This is a genomic window from Nocardioides szechwanensis (genome assembly GCF_900103935.1).
Lineage (GTDB): Bacteria > Actinomycetota > Actinomycetes > Propionibacteriales > Nocardioidaceae > Nocardioides > Nocardioides szechwanensis.
This window is the reverse complement of record NZ_FNIC01000001.1, coordinates 807165-822239: the sequence shown is the minus strand read 5'-3', so window position 1 is coordinate 822239 and position 15075 is coordinate 807165. Positions and strand designations below refer to the sequence as shown.

17 protein-coding genes are annotated in these 15075 nt (G+C 71.5%); 9 read left to right on the top strand and 8 right to left on the bottom strand.

Annotated elements, in window-relative coordinates; genetic code table 11:
* Positions 1 to 40 precede the first annotated feature (40 nt).
* Complete coding sequence (locus tag BLR90_RS03975) at positions 41 to 772, top strand: hypothetical protein (RefSeq protein WP_091022677.1); 732 nt, start codon at positions 41 to 43, stop codon at positions 770 to 772.
* Positions 773 to 775: 3 nt separating this feature from the next.
* Here BLR90_RS03975 and BLR90_RS03970 read toward each other — a convergent pair whose 3' ends face one another.
* Positions 776 to 1135 (bottom strand): nuclear transport factor 2 family protein, encoded by a 360-nt coding sequence (locus BLR90_RS03970; protein WP_143016100.1) that lies wholly within the window; start codon positions 1133 to 1135, stop codon positions 776 to 778.
* Positions 1136 to 1196: 61 nt separating this feature from the next.
* Here BLR90_RS03970 and serB point away from each other — a divergent pair, with 61 nt between their 5' ends.
* Positions 1197 to 2414: a phosphoserine phosphatase SerB gene (serB, locus tag BLR90_RS03965; protein WP_091023251.1), complete on the top strand. Its 1218-nt coding sequence runs from the start codon at positions 1197 to 1199 to the stop codon at positions 2412 to 2414.
* A 96-nt stretch (positions 2415 to 2510) separates the two neighbouring features.
* Here serB and BLR90_RS03960 read toward each other — a convergent pair whose 3' ends face one another.
* Both BLR90_RS03960 and BLR90_RS03955 read right to left on the bottom strand, forming a co-directional pair.
* Positions 2511 to 3470 carry a type IV toxin-antitoxin system AbiEi family antitoxin domain-containing protein gene (locus BLR90_RS03960; RefSeq protein ID WP_143016099.1) on the bottom strand — a complete coding sequence of 320 codons (960 nt, stop codon included), beginning with the start codon at positions 3468 to 3470 and terminating at the stop codon, positions 2511 to 2513.
* Positions 3471 to 3684: 214 nt separating this feature from the next.
* Positions 3685 to 4200: a SixA phosphatase family protein gene (locus BLR90_RS03955; protein ID WP_091023249.1), complete on the bottom strand. Its 516-nt coding sequence runs from the start codon at positions 4198 to 4200 to the stop codon at positions 3685 to 3687.
* Between the two features lie 23 nt (positions 4201 to 4223).
* Here BLR90_RS03955 and BLR90_RS03950 point away from each other — a divergent pair, with 23 nt between their 5' ends.
* Genes BLR90_RS03950 through BLR90_RS03935 form a run of 4 tightly spaced genes read left to right on the top strand, consistent with a single transcriptional unit; the run spans position 4224 to position 9075 of the window.
* Positions 4224 to 5216 carry a cyanophycinase gene (locus tag BLR90_RS03950; protein WP_091022671.1) on the top strand — a complete coding sequence of 331 codons (993 nt, stop codon included), beginning with the start codon at positions 4224 to 4226 and terminating at the stop codon, positions 5214 to 5216.
* A complete protein-coding gene (gene cphA / locus BLR90_RS03945; RefSeq protein WP_091022669.1) occupies positions 5213 to 7987 on the top strand; it encodes a cyanophycin synthetase in 2775 nt (924 codons plus the stop codon). Before BLR90_RS03950 ends, cphA begins: the two co-directional genes overlap by 4 nt.
* The gene (locus tag BLR90_RS03940; RefSeq protein ID WP_091022667.1) at positions 7987 to 8361 is read left to right on the top strand and encodes a cupin domain-containing protein; all 375 of its coding nucleotides are present in this window, start codon (positions 7987 to 7989) and stop codon (positions 8359 to 8361) included. Before cphA ends, BLR90_RS03940 begins: the two co-directional genes overlap by 1 nt.
* Before the next feature lie 9 nt (positions 8362 to 8370).
* A complete protein-coding gene (locus tag BLR90_RS03935) occupies positions 8371 to 9075 on the top strand; it encodes a YwaF family protein (RefSeq protein WP_091022665.1) in 705 nt (234 codons plus the stop codon).
* Here the strand turns inward: BLR90_RS03935 and BLR90_RS03930 are convergent.
* Genes BLR90_RS03930 through BLR90_RS03915 form a run of 4 tightly spaced genes read right to left on the bottom strand, consistent with a single transcriptional unit; the run spans position 9031 to position 12525 of the window.
* A complete protein-coding gene (locus tag BLR90_RS03930) occupies positions 9031 to 10719 on the bottom strand; it encodes a Mur ligase family protein (RefSeq protein WP_091022663.1) in 1689 nt (562 codons plus the stop codon). The two genes, BLR90_RS03935 and BLR90_RS03930, sit on opposite strands and share 45 nt — an antisense overlap.
* A gap of 17 nt (positions 10720 to 10736) precedes the next feature.
* The gene (fabI, locus tag BLR90_RS03925; RefSeq protein WP_091022660.1) at positions 10737 to 11525 is read right to left on the bottom strand and encodes an enoyl-ACP reductase FabI; all 789 of its coding nucleotides are present in this window, start codon (positions 11523 to 11525) and stop codon (positions 10737 to 10739) included.
* A gap of 1 nt (position 11526) precedes the next feature.
* The gene (fabG, locus tag BLR90_RS03920; protein WP_091023247.1) at positions 11527 to 12252 is read right to left on the bottom strand and encodes a 3-oxoacyl-ACP reductase FabG; all 726 of its coding nucleotides are present in this window, start codon (positions 12250 to 12252) and stop codon (positions 11527 to 11529) included.
* Between the two features lie 60 nt (positions 12253 to 12312).
* Positions 12313 to 12525 (bottom strand): dodecin, encoded by a 213-nt coding sequence (locus tag BLR90_RS03915; RefSeq protein WP_091022658.1) that lies wholly within the window; start codon positions 12523 to 12525, stop codon positions 12313 to 12315.
* A 99-nt stretch (positions 12526 to 12624) separates the two neighbouring features.
* On the opposite strand from BLR90_RS03915, the gene BLR90_RS03910 reads away from it, so the two are divergent.
* Positions 12625 to 12945, top strand: coding sequence for a DUF3099 domain-containing protein (locus tag BLR90_RS03910; protein ID WP_091022656.1), 321 nt, complete (start codon positions 12625 to 12627; stop codon positions 12943 to 12945).
* A gap of 4 nt (positions 12946 to 12949) precedes the next feature.
* Positions 12950 to 13153, top strand: coding sequence for an acetone carboxylase (locus BLR90_RS03905; RefSeq protein ID WP_091022655.1), 204 nt, complete (start codon positions 12950 to 12952; stop codon positions 13151 to 13153).
* Between the two features lie 18 nt (positions 13154 to 13171).
* Here BLR90_RS03905 and moaA read toward each other — a convergent pair whose 3' ends face one another.
* Positions 13172 to 14170, bottom strand: a complete 999-nt coding sequence (gene moaA, locus BLR90_RS03900) for a GTP 3',8-cyclase MoaA (RefSeq protein ID WP_091022654.1) — start codon at positions 14168 to 14170, stop codon at positions 13172 to 13174.
* A 36-nt stretch (positions 14171 to 14206) separates the two neighbouring features.
* On the opposite strand from moaA, the gene BLR90_RS03895 reads away from it, so the two are divergent.
* A complete protein-coding gene (locus BLR90_RS03895) occupies positions 14207 to 15070 on the top strand; it encodes an SURF1 family cytochrome oxidase biogenesis protein (RefSeq protein WP_091022653.1) in 864 nt (287 codons plus the stop codon).
* Positions 15071 to 15075 lie beyond the last annotated feature (5 nt).

The window sequence follows — 15075 nt, the reverse complement described above, 5'->3', positions numbered from 1 at the left end:
TCGACTGCCTCCGGGGGTCGCGTGGCTAGCATCGGACGTCGTGACCACCCCTCTGCCGGTATCGGCGCGCGTCGCCTGGTGGGGTACGTCGTGGCTGCACGGACACATCGTGGCCGACCAGCTCCTGGACGCCCTGCTGAGCGACAGCGTCGCCCATCTGGTGGCCGGCGTCGGGGGCGGAGAGCCGGAGCCGATGCTGACGGCGTTGGCCAGGTTGCGGTCCCAGGGCGCGACCGGGTTCGGGGCGGCGTTCCCCGCCGAGGGTGACCCCGTGGGACTCGGTGGCCCGGCGGCGTTCAACGCCGACGCGCTCGAGGTGGGCGAGGCGGTGGTCGCCGTCGGCGCCGGCGTCGGGATGACCCCGCGCGCCGTCGGTCCGACGTACGAGTGGCAGGCCCAGCCGGCCGCCCGCCGCCAGCTGCCGGACGTCGGCGAGGCCGACCGCGCGCTGCGCACCGCGCTGCTCGAGAGCGCGCGCGACCTCGCCGCCCTGGACGTCGCGCGGTGGCGACCGGAGGTGGCCGACCAGATGCTGAACCTGCGCCACCGCGCCGTCCTGGAGGCACCGCCGGGCGTGCCGCCGCGCTGCGTCGACCTTGCTGCCCGCGGCCTGCAGGCGCTCGAGATCGCCACCCTCGCACTGGCCGACGACGGCGGTGCGGTCAGCGCGGCCGAGATCGAGGCGCGCCGTGACGCGCTGACGCCGCTGGAGCGCGCGGGGCGCCGTGCCCTGGTCGCCGCGTGCTCCCCCGAGGTCTGGCCACCCTCGTAGCCCCTATCCCCGCGTGGGGTGAGGCGCCACCGCCTCGGTCCAGACCTCGAGCAGGTCGGTGAGGAGCCCGCCGGCCGAGGTGGCGAAGGACGCGCAGTGGTAGGTGCCGTCGTCGCTGGTGACCTGAGCGCGCAGGACCGCCCGGGCGCCGCCGTCGACGATCTCGTCGGCGGTGTAGACCCAGGGCCCGGGGTAGCCGGAGTTGAAGGTGACGAAGGCGTCACGACCGAAGGTCTCCCCCGTGTGCAGCAGCGTGACCGTGGCCCCGGGGGCGAGCACGGCCGTGAGGCCTGGCCAGTCGTGGGCGGCGATCGCGGCGGCGAGGCGCTCCAGGAGCCGGGCGGTGGTGTCGGTGTCGGCCATGGGTCCCAGCATGGACGGGACCACCGACAGCCAGGCCGCGGGCGATAGCCTCACCAGCACCATGAGCCCTTCGTCGAAGCCCGAGACGCTCCTGATCACGCTCACCGGCAAGGACCGCCCGGGTGTGACCTCCTCGATCTTCGCCGCCCTCGCGCAGGCCGGCGTCGAGGTCATCGACATCGAGCAGATCCTGCTGCGCCGCCGGCTGATCCTCGGCGTACTGGTCACCGCGCCGCGGGACTGGAAGAAGCTCAAGGCCGCCGTCGAGGAGACCGCGGCCGCCCTCGGCATGGTCGTCGAGGTGGACCGCGGGTCCGGCGACAACAAGCCCCGGCGCGAGGGGCGGTCACACGTCACGATCATCGGTACGCCGCTCAAGGCCGGCGCCATGTCCGCCATCGCCGGGCGGATCGCCGACTGTGGCGGCAACATCGACCGGATCGAGCGGATGGCCCGCTACCCCGTCACCGCCATCGACCTCCACGTCTCCGGCGCCGACCCCGAGGCGCTGCGCTCGCTGCTCGCGGCCGAGGCCGCCGTCCAGGGCATCGACGTCGCGGTGCAGCCGGCCAACCTGCTGCGCCGCGGGATGCGACTGATCGTCCTCGACGTCGACTCAACCCTGATCCAGGGCGAGGTGATCGAGATGCTCGCCGCGCACGCGGGCCACGAGGCCGAGGTCGCCCGGATCACCGAGTCGGCGATGCGCGGCGAGATCGACTTCGAGCAGTCGCTGCGGGCGCGGGTGCGGCTCCTGGCCGGCCTCGACGCGGGCGCGCTCGACCAGGTCTACGAGGAGATCGTGATCACCCCCGGTGCCCGGACGATGGTGCGCACACTGCGCCGCCTGGGCTACCGCTTCGCGATCGTCTCCGGCGGCTTCAGCCAGATCACCGACCGGCTCGCCGAGGACCTCGGCATCCACTACTCCCGCGCCAACGAGCTTGAGATCGTTGACGGCGTGATCACCGGCGAGATCGTCGGGGACGTGGTCGACCGGGCCGGCAAGGCCCGCGCGCTGCGTGAGTTCGCCGAGAAGGTCGGCGTACCCGAAGCCGCCGTGATCGCGATCGGCGACGGCGCCAACGATCTCGACATGCTCAACGCCGCCGGCCTGGGCATCGCCTACAACGCCCGCCCGATCGTCCGGGAGGCCGCGGACACCTCCGTCAACGTCCCCTACCTCGACGCGATCGTCTACCTCCTCGGCATCTCCCGCGAGGAGATCGAGATGGCCGACGCCGAGGCAGGCATCGTCACGCCCTCGCCGCCGGTCTGAGGGCGTCGGATCTCAGCATCTGCTGAGATCGCCGTCGTTCCGGGCAGTTCCGACTCACCGGAACCACGGGGAAACGTCCGGCACCCTCAACCACCGTCAGGCCGCGGGCCGGAAGAGCTCCGCACGGATCGTCGCTGCGAGGCGCGTTGAGTTCGCAAGGTCAGCCCAGGTGACGCGAATGCACCGCCACCCTGTCAGCTCACAGATCTTTCGCTCGCGGTCCCGCTCCCTGAGGACCACGTCGCTCGCACGCTCCCCTTCCTTGAGCAACTTCTCGTACTTGATCTTCCCGTCGAACTCGACAAAGAGACCGAGGTCAGGCCACGCGAAGTCGACTCTGAACACGACACGGCCAGCCGCGTCCCGGATTGGGTACTGAGGCTGTGGCGCCGGTAGCCCCTGCTGAAAGCAGCAGAAGAAGAACCGCGACTCTCCTATCGACTCGACCCGAGGGTCGGCCAGTCTCAGCAAGAGCTCGATCGGTCGCGTGTCTGGCCAGTTCTCCATGTCCACGTACTGCGCTATCAGCTCCTTCATGGTCATGAGCCTGCTGTTCAGCAGGAAGTTCGCGACGCAGAGAGCCGCCTCGAGGCTGCCGAGGGTGGCGGACTCCAGTGCCGCTCGCGCCGGGTTCATGACGGGTACGCCATTGAGTACGACGAGGTCACCGGGCCCCATCCGGCCCTGGTGCTGGACCAGGTCGGGACCCCGCCGGCCCGAGAGGCCATCCGTGCGAGTCACGTGGACGATCGACAGATCGAATCCCCACAGCGGCGCGCCGTACTCCACAAGCGCGGAGCTGTGAGAAAGCACAACGTGCGCAACGGCTTGCCTGAGGGCCGCTCGACCCAAGAGGCCGAATCTGCCGACTTCGTCGCAGGCGCTCCACACGTCCGGTGACACGTAGGCGCCGCGGCGAAGTCGTACCAGCCCTTCCTCGCGAATCCGTCGTGTGACAGCACGGTCGTTGAGGCCCTGAGCCGCGTAGTCACGTCGCAGGATCACGGGACCGTTACGTGGGTCGTCGGCCGGCCGGTTGGAAGGTGGCAGCATCATGTCCGGACGCTCCCCGGACGCGGGGCCCTTGACACAGCGAGTTGCACTGCCTGTGGAGAACGCCGACGAGTAGTGCCAACGGCGGGCACCTATCCGAGGGCACGCGGCATAGGTTCCGGACCTTTCGCCGCGGTGCCGGTGAGTTGCAACCCCCGGGAACGACGGCGATCTCAGCATCTGCTGAAATCCGCCGGTCGGGAGAACCCCTCCGGGGTCAGCCCCGGGCGACGTGTACGGCGGTGAGCCGCGCGGAGGCCGGGTCGAGGTCGGACCAGGCGCCGTCGTAGGCGAAGACGGCCAGGGCGCTGGTGGGGAAGCCGGTGGCGAGCGCGTTGCCGGCGGCGGGGTCGCCCTCGCCGTCGTCGAGCATGGAGGCGAGGTAGGCCATGGTCGGGTTGTGGCCCACGACGACGACGCTCCCGACCGAGGGGTCGAGCGCGCGGAGCAGGTCGAGGGCGGTCTCGGGGCCCGCGGAGTAGAGCCCCTCGTCCAGGGTCGGCGACAGCGACCAGGAGGCCGCGTCAGCGACGGCCGCCCAGGTCTCCACGGTGCGACGCGCCGCGGAGACGAGGGCGAGGTCGGGGTCGACTCCGAGGCCCGCCAGCCAGCCGCCGGCCGCGGTGCCGTCGGCGAGACCACGGGCCGACAGCGCGCGCTCGAAGTCGGTCGGGCCGACCTGCTCGGCCTTGGCGTGGCGCATGACCACGACGGTGCGGTGACCTGCGCTCATGCCCACACCATAGGGTGACGCCCATGCCCAGGGGACCCCTCATGATCATCGGCGGCGCCGAGGACAAGCTCCGCAAGCGCACCATCCTGCGGGAGTTCGTCGCAGCGTCGGGGGGCGAGGACGCACGGATCGCCGTGGTCCCGACCGCCTCGTCGCTCGGCGCCGAGGTGATCGAGGTGTACGACGCCCTGTTCCGGCGCGAGGGCGCGGCCGAGGTGATCGCGGTCCGGCCGGAGAGCCGGGACGACGCGCACGACGACGTACTCATCAAGACGCTCGACGAGGCCACCGGCATCTTCATGACCGGCGGCAACCAGCTCAAGCTCTCGGCGATCGTCAGCGGGACCCCGCTCGGCGACGCCATCGTCGCCGCCCACCGGCGCGGCGTAGTGGTGGCCGGGACGTCCGCCGGGGCGAGCATCCAGTCGAGCCACATGGTCGCGTTCGGGGGGCCGGGTGCCACGCCCAAGCAGCGGATGACGCAGGTCGCCGCGGGCCTCGGGCTCCTCGAGTCGTCCGTCATCGACCAGCACTTCGACCAACGCAACCGCTACGGTCGTTTGTTGATGATCGTCTCCCAGTCACCGTCGCTCCTTGGGATCGGTGTCGACGAGGACACCGCCGCCATCGTCGAGCACCAGGAGGTCGACGGCGCCGACCACGAGGTGCTGCGGGTGATCGGCCGCGGGTCCGTCACGATCTTCGACCCGTCCCGGATCACCACCGATGCCTTCGAGGCCAAGCGGTCCGCGCCGATCCTGGCCAGCGGGGTCATCCTCCACGCGCTCCCCGAGGGGTCGTCGTTCGACCTGACGACCCGCACGCTCGTCCCGCAGGGGACGCTCGTCGACCTCGAGGAGGCCGCCGAGATCGCCGTGGCCAGCCACGACCTGCGCCGGATGGCCCGTGACATCGCGGCCGCCGACGCCTCCCCCCAGGCACTGCGCCGCCGGATGGCCCGCACCCGCAAGAGCACCCCGCCCCCCGCCGCACCTCAGGACGGAGCCACCTCATGAGCGAGCGCCCCACCCCCGACCTCAGCATCCTCGAGACCCGCGTCTACCGCGGCGCCAACATCTGGTCCTACGACAAGGCGATCCACCTGGTCGTCGACCTCGGCTCGCTCGAGGAGTTCCCCACCAACACGATCCCGGGGTTCACCGACAACCTGCTCCAGATGCTGCCCGGGCTGCGCGAGCACTCGTGCTCCCGTGGCAAGCGCGGCGGCTTCGTGGAGCGCCTCAACGAGGGCACCTGGCTCGGTCACGTCGCCGAGCACACCGCCCTGGCGCTCCAGCAGGTCGTCGGCCATGACATCCGTCGCGGCAAGACCCGCCAGGTCAAGGGCGTCAAGGGTCACTACAACGTCATCTTCGGGTACGCCGACGAGCAGGTCGGCCTCGCCGCGGCCCGGCTCGCGGTGCGCCTGGTCAACCACCTCGTGCAGGCCGACCCCGAGCTCGACTGGGAGCAGGAGCTCGAGTCCTTCATCCTGCGCGCCGAGCGCACGGCGTTCGGCCCCTCCACCCAGGCGATCCTGGACGAGGCGGTGTCCCGCGACATCCCGTGGATCCGCCTCAACCAGCACTCGCTCGTGCAGCTCGGCCAGGGGGTCCACGCCAAGCGGATCCGCGCCACGATGACCTCCAACACCTCCGCCATCGCGGTCGACATCGCCTCCGACAAGGACCTCACGACCCGGCTGCTCGGTGCTGCCGGCCTGCCGGTCCCCAAGCAGGAGACGGTGCGCTCCGAGGACCAGGCCGTCCGCGCCGCCGACCGGATCGGTTACCCCGTGGTGGTCAAGCCGCTCGACGGCAACCACGGCCGCGGCGTCTGCCTCGACCTCCAGAACGAGCAGGACGTCCGCGGGGCGTTCCCGATCGCCCTCGAGCAGTCGCGGCGCGGCGTGATCGTCGTCGAGTCGCTGATCATCGGCAAGGACTACCGCTGCCTGATCATCGACGGCCGGGTGGCGGCCATCGCCGAGCGGGTCCCCGCCTCCGTCACCGGTGACGGCACCAGCACCGTCGAACAGCTGGTCGACACCGCCAACGCCGACCCGCGCCGCGGCGTGGGCCACGAGAAGGTCCTCACGCGGATCAAGGTCGACAGCGGCGCGGTCGAGCTGGTGCGCGAGCAGGGCTTCGAGATGACCGACGTACCCCCCGACGGCCAGATGGTGAAGCTCGCCCTCACCGGCAACATGTCGACCGGCGGCATCTCCATCGACCGCACCTACGAGGCGCACCCGGAGAACGTCGAGATCGCCGAGGAGGCGGCCCGGATGATCGGGCTCGACATCGCCGGCATCGACTTCATCTGCCCCGACATCACCGAGCCCGTGCGCGAGACCGGCGGCGCCATCTGCGAGATCAACGCGGCGCCCGGCTTCCGGATGCACACCCACCCGACCATCGGCGAGCCGCAGTTCATCGCCAAGCCCGTGGTCGACATGCTCTTCCCGCCCGGCGCCACGAGCCGGATCCCGATCGTCGCGGTCACCGGCACCAACGGCAAGACCACGACCTCGCGGATGATCAGCCACATCTTCAAGGGCATGGGCCGCAAGGTCGGTATGACGTCCACCGACGGCGTCGTCATCGACGAGCGGCTGCTGATCCGCTCCGACGCGTCGGGCCCGCGCTCGGCCCGGATGGTCCTGCAGAACCCTCGCGTCGACTTCGCGGTCTTCGAGGTCGCCCGCGGCGGGATCCTGCGCGAGGGCCTCGGCTACGAGCGCAACGACGTCGCAGTGGTGCTCAACGTCCAGCCCGACCACCTCGGCCTGCGCGGCATCGACACCGTCGAACAGCTCGCCGACGTCAAGGCGGTGCTGGTCGAGGCTGTGCCGCGCGACGGGCACGCCGTGCTCAACGCCGACGACCCGCTGGTGCGCGAGATGCGGCGACGCTGCTCGGGCCAGGTCGTGTGGTTCTCCATGGAGGAGCCCGGCTCGGAGACCCGCGACATGATCGACGCCCACTGCCGCCGCGGCGGCAAGGCGCTGGTCCTCAACCCGTCGGAGCGCGGCGAGATGATCGTGGTCAAGCACGGCCCGCGCGAGATGCAGCTGGCCTGGACCCACCTGCTGCCGGCCACGTTCGGCGGCCGGGCCCGGATGAACGTCCAGAACGCCCTTGGCGCGGCCGCTGCCGCGTTCGCCGCCGGCGCACCGCTGCACGACATCCGGCAGGGGCTGCGTACGTTCTCGACCAGCTACTACCTCTCCCCCGGCCGCCTCAACGAGGTCGAGGTCAACGGCGTCAACGTCATCGTCGACTACTGCCACAACGCCCCAGGCATGCGGATGCTCGGCGACTTCGTCGACCGGGTCGGCGACTCGCTCGCCTCGTCCCACGAGCTCGCCCGGCCGTCGCGGATCGGCGTCATCGCCACCGCCGGCGACCGACGCGACCAGGACATGCGCGAGCTAGGCGAGATCGCCGCCCAGCACTTCGACGTGGTGATCGTGCGCGAGGACGTCCAGCTGCGCGGTCGCGAGCGCGGCGAGGTCGCGGGCCTGGTCGCCGAGGGGGTCCGCGCGGCGATGGAGGCCGGCGCCCGCTGCAAGCAGGTCGAGGAGGCTCACGAGGAGATCGTGGCCGTCCGGCACGCCATGGCCCGCGCCAACAAGGGCGACCTCGTGGTGATCTGCGTCGACAAGCACGCCGAGGTGATGACCGAGCTCGAGGAGTGGTCCTCCCAGGCCCAGGCCGGGTCCAGCGCCTCCTCCGACGCGCCCGCCGCCGACCCCGACTACGCACCGGCATCCACCGAGTCCTGATGCGGATCCTCGACCTCGCTGGACGCCCCGGCCGACGGATCGACGCCCACGGGAGCCGGGGGTTCTCCGTCTCCGCGCTGGGGCTCACGGCCGACGCACACCTCGTGGCCGTAACCCTCGCCGCCGGCGGCGTCATCGGCCGCCACCCGGCACCGGGCCGGCAGATGCTCGTCGTACTGACCGGCGATGCCACGGTCTCAGGCGGCTCCGACGGGTCGGGCGAGCCGGTGACCGTCGGGCCCGGCCAGGCCGCGGTCTGGGAGCCGCACGAGCCGCACGAGACCCGGACCGCCGGCGGGCTCACCGCTCTCGTCGTCGAGGGTGACATCGAGCTCGGGACCCCCGGCCACCACGTCGACCCGGGCGACGTCTGAGGCGCCGCGATGGACCCCTACAGCCCTCCCCACCTGGTGATGCTGGCGGTCTTCGTCGTCGGCCTCCCCTTCGTGGTCTGGCTGGGGCGCTGCGAGCACCGCACCGGTAGCCGCTGGGTCAGCCGGAGCGCCGCCATCGCCATCCCTCTCGTGCACGTGCCCACCCAGGTCTACGACGTCGTGACCCGCTTCGAGCTCGGCGTCTCGCTGCCCTTCCACCTGAGTGACCTCGCCTGGGTGGCCGCCGCGGTGGCCCTGTGGACGCACCACCGGTACGCCGTCGCGCTGACCTACTTCTGGGGCCTCGTCCTCACGACGCAGGCCATCGTCACGCCCTCCCTGGGCGAGGACTTCCCCGACGTGCGCTTCTTCGCCTACTGGTTCATCCACCTGCTCGTGGTGTGGGCCGCGGTGTTCCTGGTCTGGGGCCTGCGGCTCCCACCGGGCTGGCGCGACTACCGCTTCACGGTGGCGACCACGTTCGTCTGGGCGGCCTGCGCCTACACCTTCAACGAGGTCGCCGGCACCAACTACGGCTACCTCCAGCGCAAGCCCGGCGGCGGCTCGATCCTCGACCTGCTCGGGCCGTGGCCGGTCTACGTGTTCGCCGAGATCGGGATCGTCATCGTCGTCTGGGCGCTGATGACCTGGCCCTGGGTCCGCCTGGCCTCAGCCCGCGGCGGCGCGGACCTTGGTGGCCAGCGACTCCGCTGAGTCGGCGACCCCGCCGTGCTCCTCGATCCAGTCGTAGCACTCCTGCCGCTCCGCGTGGCACATCAGCCCGACCACGTCTCCGGGCAGCGCCTGGCCCACCAGGGCGGCGAGGCAGGCCACCTCGGTGGGGTACGCCGGCACGCCGGTGACGCCGACCCGCTCGGCGCCGGCCCGCATCAACGTCTCGAGCTCCTCGACGGTCCGGCCCCGCAGGTAGCGCTCCTTGTGGCCGATCGCCACGACGTCGCTGTCGCGGGCGGCGATCTCGCCGAGCTTCTCGATCAGGTCGTCCTGCCGGTCGCCCACGACCCCCAGGCCGAGCAGCAGACGGGCGCCGGGGCGCCGTACGCCGTTCATGATCTCCACCAGGGCCTCGAGCCCCGCCTCGTTGTGGGCGAGGTCCATGACGACCGAGGTCTCACCGAGCGTGAAGAAGTTCATGCGTCCCGGGTTGTGCTCGGCGTCGGGGAGGAAGGTCCGCAGGCCCTCGACGACGACGTCGCGCGGGACCCCGATCGCGAGCGCTGCCGAGACCGCCGCCAGTGAGTTCTCCACGTTGAAGCGCGACAGCCCGGCCAGGGTCATCGGCACGTCGACGAGCTCGATCAGCGGGTCGGGGTCTGACTTGGTGGTCAGGACCGACACCCAGCCGTCGATCACGGTCGTGGCGCGCCCACCGACGTTGAGGGTCTCGCGGATCGCCGGCGAGTCGGGGTCGCGGCTGAAGACCCACGGCTTGGCCTTGATCGCGTTGCGCATGTCGTAGACGCGCGGGTCGTCGCCGTTGAGCACCGCCCACCCGCTGCGGCGGGTGATCCGCGGCACCACCGCCTTGACCTCGGCGAGCTGGTCGACGGTGTCGATGCCCTGCTGCCCGAGGTGGTCGGCGGACACGTTGGTGACGACCGAGACGTCGTTGCGGGTCAGCCCGATGCCCTTGAGCAGGATCCCGCCGCGCGCGGTCTCGGTGACGGCCAGCTCGACCTGGGGATGGGCCAGGATGCGTCCGGCCCCGCTCGGCCCGGAGTAGTCGCCGGCCTCGACCAGCTCGCCGTCGATGTAGATGCCGTCGGTGTTGGACCAGCCCACGAGCCGGCCGTCGGTGCGCGCGATGTGGGCGATCATCCGCGAGGTGGTCGTCTTGCCGTTGGTGCCGGTGACCGCCACCACCGGGATCCGGGGCGTGACCGTGTGGGGACCTTCGCCGGGCTCGGCGGCGGCGACGCGCTCGGCCGCGGCCCCGACCGCCGCCTCGATGTCGGTGCTCAGCAGCGAGTCGAGGACGTCGCCGATGGCCCGGCCCATCTCCTGCGCACGCTCGCGGTGCGCCCAGGGGTAGGCGACCACGATCTGGTGCTGGTCGCTGGTCGGGCGCACGCGTACGGCGAGGCGCGACGTACCGCCCTCCTGGGCGACAGCCCGGACCAACCGGCCGACCGCGCGGAGCGCGAAGCGCTGCCGGAACCCGGACTCGGGCGAACCGGGCCGGGCGTTCTTGAGGCCGATCCGGGTGGCGAAGCGCTGTGCCGTGGCGTCGGAGGCGGCGGCCAGGACGCTGACGTCCAGCGTCAGCTTGATGGCCGCGCGCGGGAAGTAGAGGTTGGGTCCCTCGAGGACCCGGAGCTCGATGAGGGAGGACGTCACCGCCCGAACGCTATCGGTCAGGCACCCGTCGCGTGGAACCCGCCGTCGACGTGCACGATCTCGCCGCTGGTCGCGGGGAAGAAGTCGGAGAGCAGCGCGCAGACCGCCTTCGCCGTGGGCTCCTGGTCGGTGTTGTCCCAGCCGAGCGGGGCCCGGCTGCTCCAGAGGTCCTCGAGGTCGCTGAACCCGGGGATGGCCTTGGCCGCCAGCGTGCGCAGCGGGCCGGCCGCGACCAGGTTGACCCGGATCCCCTCGGGGCCGAGGTCTCGGGCGAGGTAGCGCGAGGTGGACTCCAGCGCGGCCTTGGCGACGCCCATCCAGTCGTAGGCCGGCCAGGACACGGTCGCGTCGAACGTGAGGCCCACGATCGAGCCTCCGGAGCCCATCAGCGGGCGCGACGCCTGGGCGAGCGCCTTCAGGGAGTACGCCGATACCTGCACCGCCTGCGCCACGTCGTCCCACGGGCCGTCGAGGAAGTTGCCTCCGAGCAGCGTCGCCGGGTTGCCGTAGGCGATCGAGTGGACGACCCCGTCGAGGCCGTCGACGTGCTCACGCACGGCGTCGGGCAGGGCTGCGAGGTGCGCCTCGTCGGTGACGTCGAGCTCGAGCACCGGAGGCGTCACGGGCAGCCGCTTCGCGATCCGGCGGGTGATGCCGAGCGCGCGCCCGAAGTTGGAGATGAGCACCGTGGCGCCCTGCTCCTGGGCGACCCTGGCGGTCGCGAAGCCGATCGAGCTGTCCATGGTCACACCCGCGACCAGGATCCGCTTGCCGGCCAGAATGCCGTTCGGGTTGATGTCTGTCATGTCAGTGCCCCATCCCTAGTCCGCCGTCGACGGGGATCACGGCCCCGGTGACGTAGGCGCCACCGTCCCCTGCCAGCCAGGTCACGACGGCCGCGACCTCTGCCGGCTGCGCGTAGCGCCCGAGCGGCACCTGCGTCTTGATCGCCGCCCGCTGCTCGTCCGTGAGTACGTCGGTCATGTCGGTCTCGACGAAGCCCGGCGCCACGACGTTGGCCGTGATCGAGCGCGACCCGAGCTCGCGGGCGAGCGAGCGGGCCATGCCGACGAGGCCCGCCTTGGAGGCGGCGTAGTTGACCTGGCCCGCGGAGCCGAGCAGCCCGACGACCGAGGAGATGAAGATGATCCGGCCCTTGCGCTGGCGCAGCATGCCCTTCGCGGCCCGCTTGGCCAGCCGGAAGGAGCCGGTCAGGTTGGTGTCGATGACCGAGGACCACTGCTCCTCCGACATCCGCAGCACGAGCGTGTCGGCGGTGATGCCGGCGTTGGCGACCAGCACCTCGACCGGACCGTGGGCCGCCTCCACGGTGGCGAAGGCCGCCTCGACGGCGGCGGCGTCGGTCACGTCGCAGCGCACGTCGAGGGCGCCCTCGGGCGCACCGCCGTTGCGGGTCGTGACCGCCACCCGGTCACCTTGGGCCAGGAAGGCCTCGGCGATGGCGCGGCCGATGCCGCGGTTGCCACCGGTGACCAGGACCGAGCGGGGCTCGTGGGGGGTGTCGTCGCTCACGTTCACCGACGCTAGCGATTACCCATAGGTAGCCCTAAACGCCCGCGTCGGACGCTCGGGTCAGTCGTCCTCGAGACGGAAGCCGACCTTGATCCCCACCTGGAAGTGCTCGACCGTGCCGTCCTTGACCTGGCCGCGCACCTGGGTGACCTCGAACCAGTCGAGGTGCCGCAGCGTGCGGGCGGCGCGCTCGACCCCGTTGCGGATCGCCGCGTCGATGCCGTCGGGGGACGTGCCGACGATCTCGGTGACGCGGTAGGTGCGGTTGGTCATGGGTGCCTCCCGGCGGTGGTGCCACCCCCGTGTGGCGGGGCGGTAGCGGTGTTGATGGCGGACTCAGGAGGCTACCCCGCCCGACGTACGATGGGGCGCATGGCTCGATCGCGCAGGGAGCACGACGATGCGGTCCGCATCACCACGGCCGCCTCGAGCCGCAACGCGGACATCGCGACCCGTCAGAAGCGCTACCTCTGGTCGATGAGCCTGCGCTCCGCGTGCTTCGTCGGTGCGGTCGTCGCCGCCCTCGCCGACATCAACTGGCTGTGGCCGATCCTGATCGCGGGGGCCATCGTGCTGCCCTACATCGCCGTCGTGCTGGCCAACGCCGCGACCACGCGCACCGACGCCTTCCAGCTCCGCGACGGTGCCGGCGCCCACCCGGAGCTCAGCGGCGGACCCGGTCCGCGAGACTGAGCCGGTGACCTCCGGCCCCGACGACCTCGACCGCTGCTCCGCGAAGGGCTGCCAGTCCCCCGCGACCTGGCAGCTGCTGTGGAACAACCCCAAGCTGCACACCCCCGAGCGCCGTAAGATCTGGCTCGCCTGCGACGAGCACAAGACCTCGCTCGCCGACTTCCTGACGGCGCGTCAGTTCCTCAAGGACGTCCAGCCGCACGCGTAGGTCGCTGACGCAGCAGGCCTATCCCCCGATGGCCGACATCGGGCGGTCCGGCTGGAGGAAGCCCGGGTCGTCGATGCCGTGACCGGCGAGCTTGCCGGCCACCGCGGTCACCCAGCGCTCGGCGATCTCGGCGTCGGAGACACCGCCGCGCAGCGCGGCCCTCAGGTCGGACTCGTCGCGGGCGAAGAGGCAGTTGCGCACCTGGCCGTCGGCGGTGAGACGTACCCGGTCGCAGTCGCCGCAGAAGGGCCGGGTCACCGAGGCGATCACGCCCACCGTGGCCGGGCCGCCGTCGACCAGGAACCGCTCGGCCGGAGCGCTGCCGCGTGGTTCCACCGCGGGAGAGAGCTCGAACTCGGTCGCCAGGTGGGCGAAGATCTCGTCGGCGGTCACCATGTCGTCGCGCTGCCACCCGTGCTGCGCGTCGAGGGGCATCTGTTCGATGAACCGCAGCTCGTAGCCACGGTCGAGGCACCAGCGCAGCAGCTCGGGCGCCTGGTCGTCGTTGACGCCGCGCATGAGGACAGCGTTGACCTTCACCGGACCCAGACCAGCGGCCTCGGCGGCGGCGAGGCCGGCCACCACGTCGTCGAGGCGGGCCCGGCGGGTGATCGCGGCGAAGGTGTCGGCACGCACGGTGTCGAGGCTGACGTTGACCCGGTTGAGCCCCGCGTCGGCCAGGGCCTGCGCGGCCCGGGCGAGGCCGAGGGCGTTGGTGGTCATGGAGAGGTCGACGTCCGCGGAGACCTCGCGGACCTGGCGGACGATGTCGACCAACCCGCGGCGGACCAGTGGCTCGCCACCGGTGAAGCGGATCTCCTCGATGCCGAGGCGCTCCACGCCGATCCGGATCAGCCGGACCAGCTCGTCGTCGGTGAGCTGCTGCTCGTCTGGCATCCAGTCGAGGCCCTCGGCCGGCATGCAGTAGGTGCACCGCAGGTTGCACTTGTCGGTCAGCGAGACGCGAAGGTCCGTCGCCACACGGCCGTACCTGTCGCCGAGCCTCAGGACCTCCATCCGTGCAGTCTAGAGCGCGGACCTAAACTCGCTCGCGTGCACTCGTTCCGGTTCCTGCTCAGCAGACGATGGGGGCTGTTCGCGGTCGCCATCGTCGTGGTCGCGGCCGCGACCTGGTGGCTGGGTCAGTGGCAGTTCGACCGGCTCGCGGACCGCAAGGAACGCAACGAGGTCGTCCGGGCCAACGAAGACAGCGACCCCCTGCTGGTCGAGAACGTCCTCACGCCGGGACGACCCGTCGCCGACGAGCACGAGTGGCTGATCGTCCAGGCCGACGGCACCTACGACACCGACAACACCGTGATCGTGCGCTACCGCACCCGTGACGGCATCTCGGGCGTCGACGTCGTCGTCCCGTTCGTGACCTCGTCCGGCACGGCCGTGCTGGTCGACCGCGGCTGGATGCCCACCGACGACCCGACGGCCGACGCCTCCGACGTCCCGGCGCCGCCGAGCGGCCGGGTCACGATCACCGGCTGGCTGCGCGGCGACGGCACCGGCGACTCCACGGCGGTCCACGACGGCTCGACGCGGGCGATCAACAGCACCGCGATCGGCGAGGCCATCGACCGCGAGGTCTACGGCGGCTTCGTCGAGCTCCGCTCCGAGGACCCCCCGCCGGCGACCTCGCTTGAACAGGTCGAGCTTCCCGAGCTCGACAACGGCCCGCACTTCTTCTACGGCCTGCAGTGGTGGTTCTTCGGCGTGCTGGCCGTCTTCGGCTTCTTCTACCTGATGTACGACGAGTGGCGCGCCGCGCGCAACGGGGGCCGACCCGACCGCGGCGCGAAGCCCAAGGGGCCCAGGCCGAAGAAGGTCCGGCAGAGCAACCACCCCTACGTGCGCGCCCAGCGGGAGCGCGAGGCCCGCGAAGAGGCCGAGCGCGAGCTCAGCGGCTAGCGACC

What these genes read in the sequence shown, in the direction of transcription:
- BLR90_RS03970 (WP_143016100.1), bottom strand. Translation starts at nt 1,135, where the DNA reads ATGGCCGACACCGACACCACCGCCCGGCTCCTGGAGCGCCTCGCCGCC.
- serB (WP_091023251.1), top strand. Translation starts at nt 1,197, where the DNA reads ATGAGCCCTTCGTCGAAGCCCGAGACGCTCCTGATCACGCTCACCGGC.
- BLR90_RS03960 (WP_143016099.1), bottom strand. Translation starts at nt 3,470, where the DNA reads ATGATGCTGCCACCTTCCAACCGGCCGGCCGACGACCCACGTAACGGT.
- BLR90_RS03955 (WP_091023249.1), bottom strand. Translation starts at nt 4,200, where the DNA reads ATGAGCGCAGGTCACCGCACCGTCGTGGTCATGCGCCACGCCAAGGCC.
- BLR90_RS03950 (WP_091022671.1), top strand. Translation starts at nt 4,224, where the DNA reads ATGCCCAGGGGACCCCTCATGATCATCGGCGGCGCCGAGGACAAGCTC.
- cphA (WP_091022669.1), top strand. Translation starts at nt 5,213, where the DNA reads ATGAGCGAGCGCCCCACCCCCGACCTCAGCATCCTCGAGACCCGCGTC.
- BLR90_RS03940 (WP_091022667.1), top strand. Translation starts at nt 7,987, where the DNA reads ATGCGGATCCTCGACCTCGCTGGACGCCCCGGCCGACGGATCGACGCC.
- BLR90_RS03935 (WP_091022665.1), top strand. Translation starts at nt 8,371, where the DNA reads ATGGACCCCTACAGCCCTCCCCACCTGGTGATGCTGGCGGTCTTCGTC.
- fabI (WP_091022660.1), bottom strand. Translation starts at nt 11,525, where the DNA reads ATGACAGACATCAACCCGAACGGCATTCTGGCCGGCAAGCGGATCCTG.
- BLR90_RS03915 (WP_091022658.1), bottom strand. Translation starts at nt 12,525, where the DNA reads ATGACCAACCGCACCTACCGCGTCACCGAGATCGTCGGCACGTCCCCC.
- BLR90_RS03910 (WP_091022656.1), top strand. Translation starts at nt 12,625, where the DNA reads ATGGCTCGATCGCGCAGGGAGCACGACGATGCGGTCCGCATCACCACG.
- moaA (WP_091022654.1), bottom strand. Translation starts at nt 14,170, where the DNA reads ATGGAGGTCCTGAGGCTCGGCGACAGGTACGGCCGTGTGGCGACGGAC.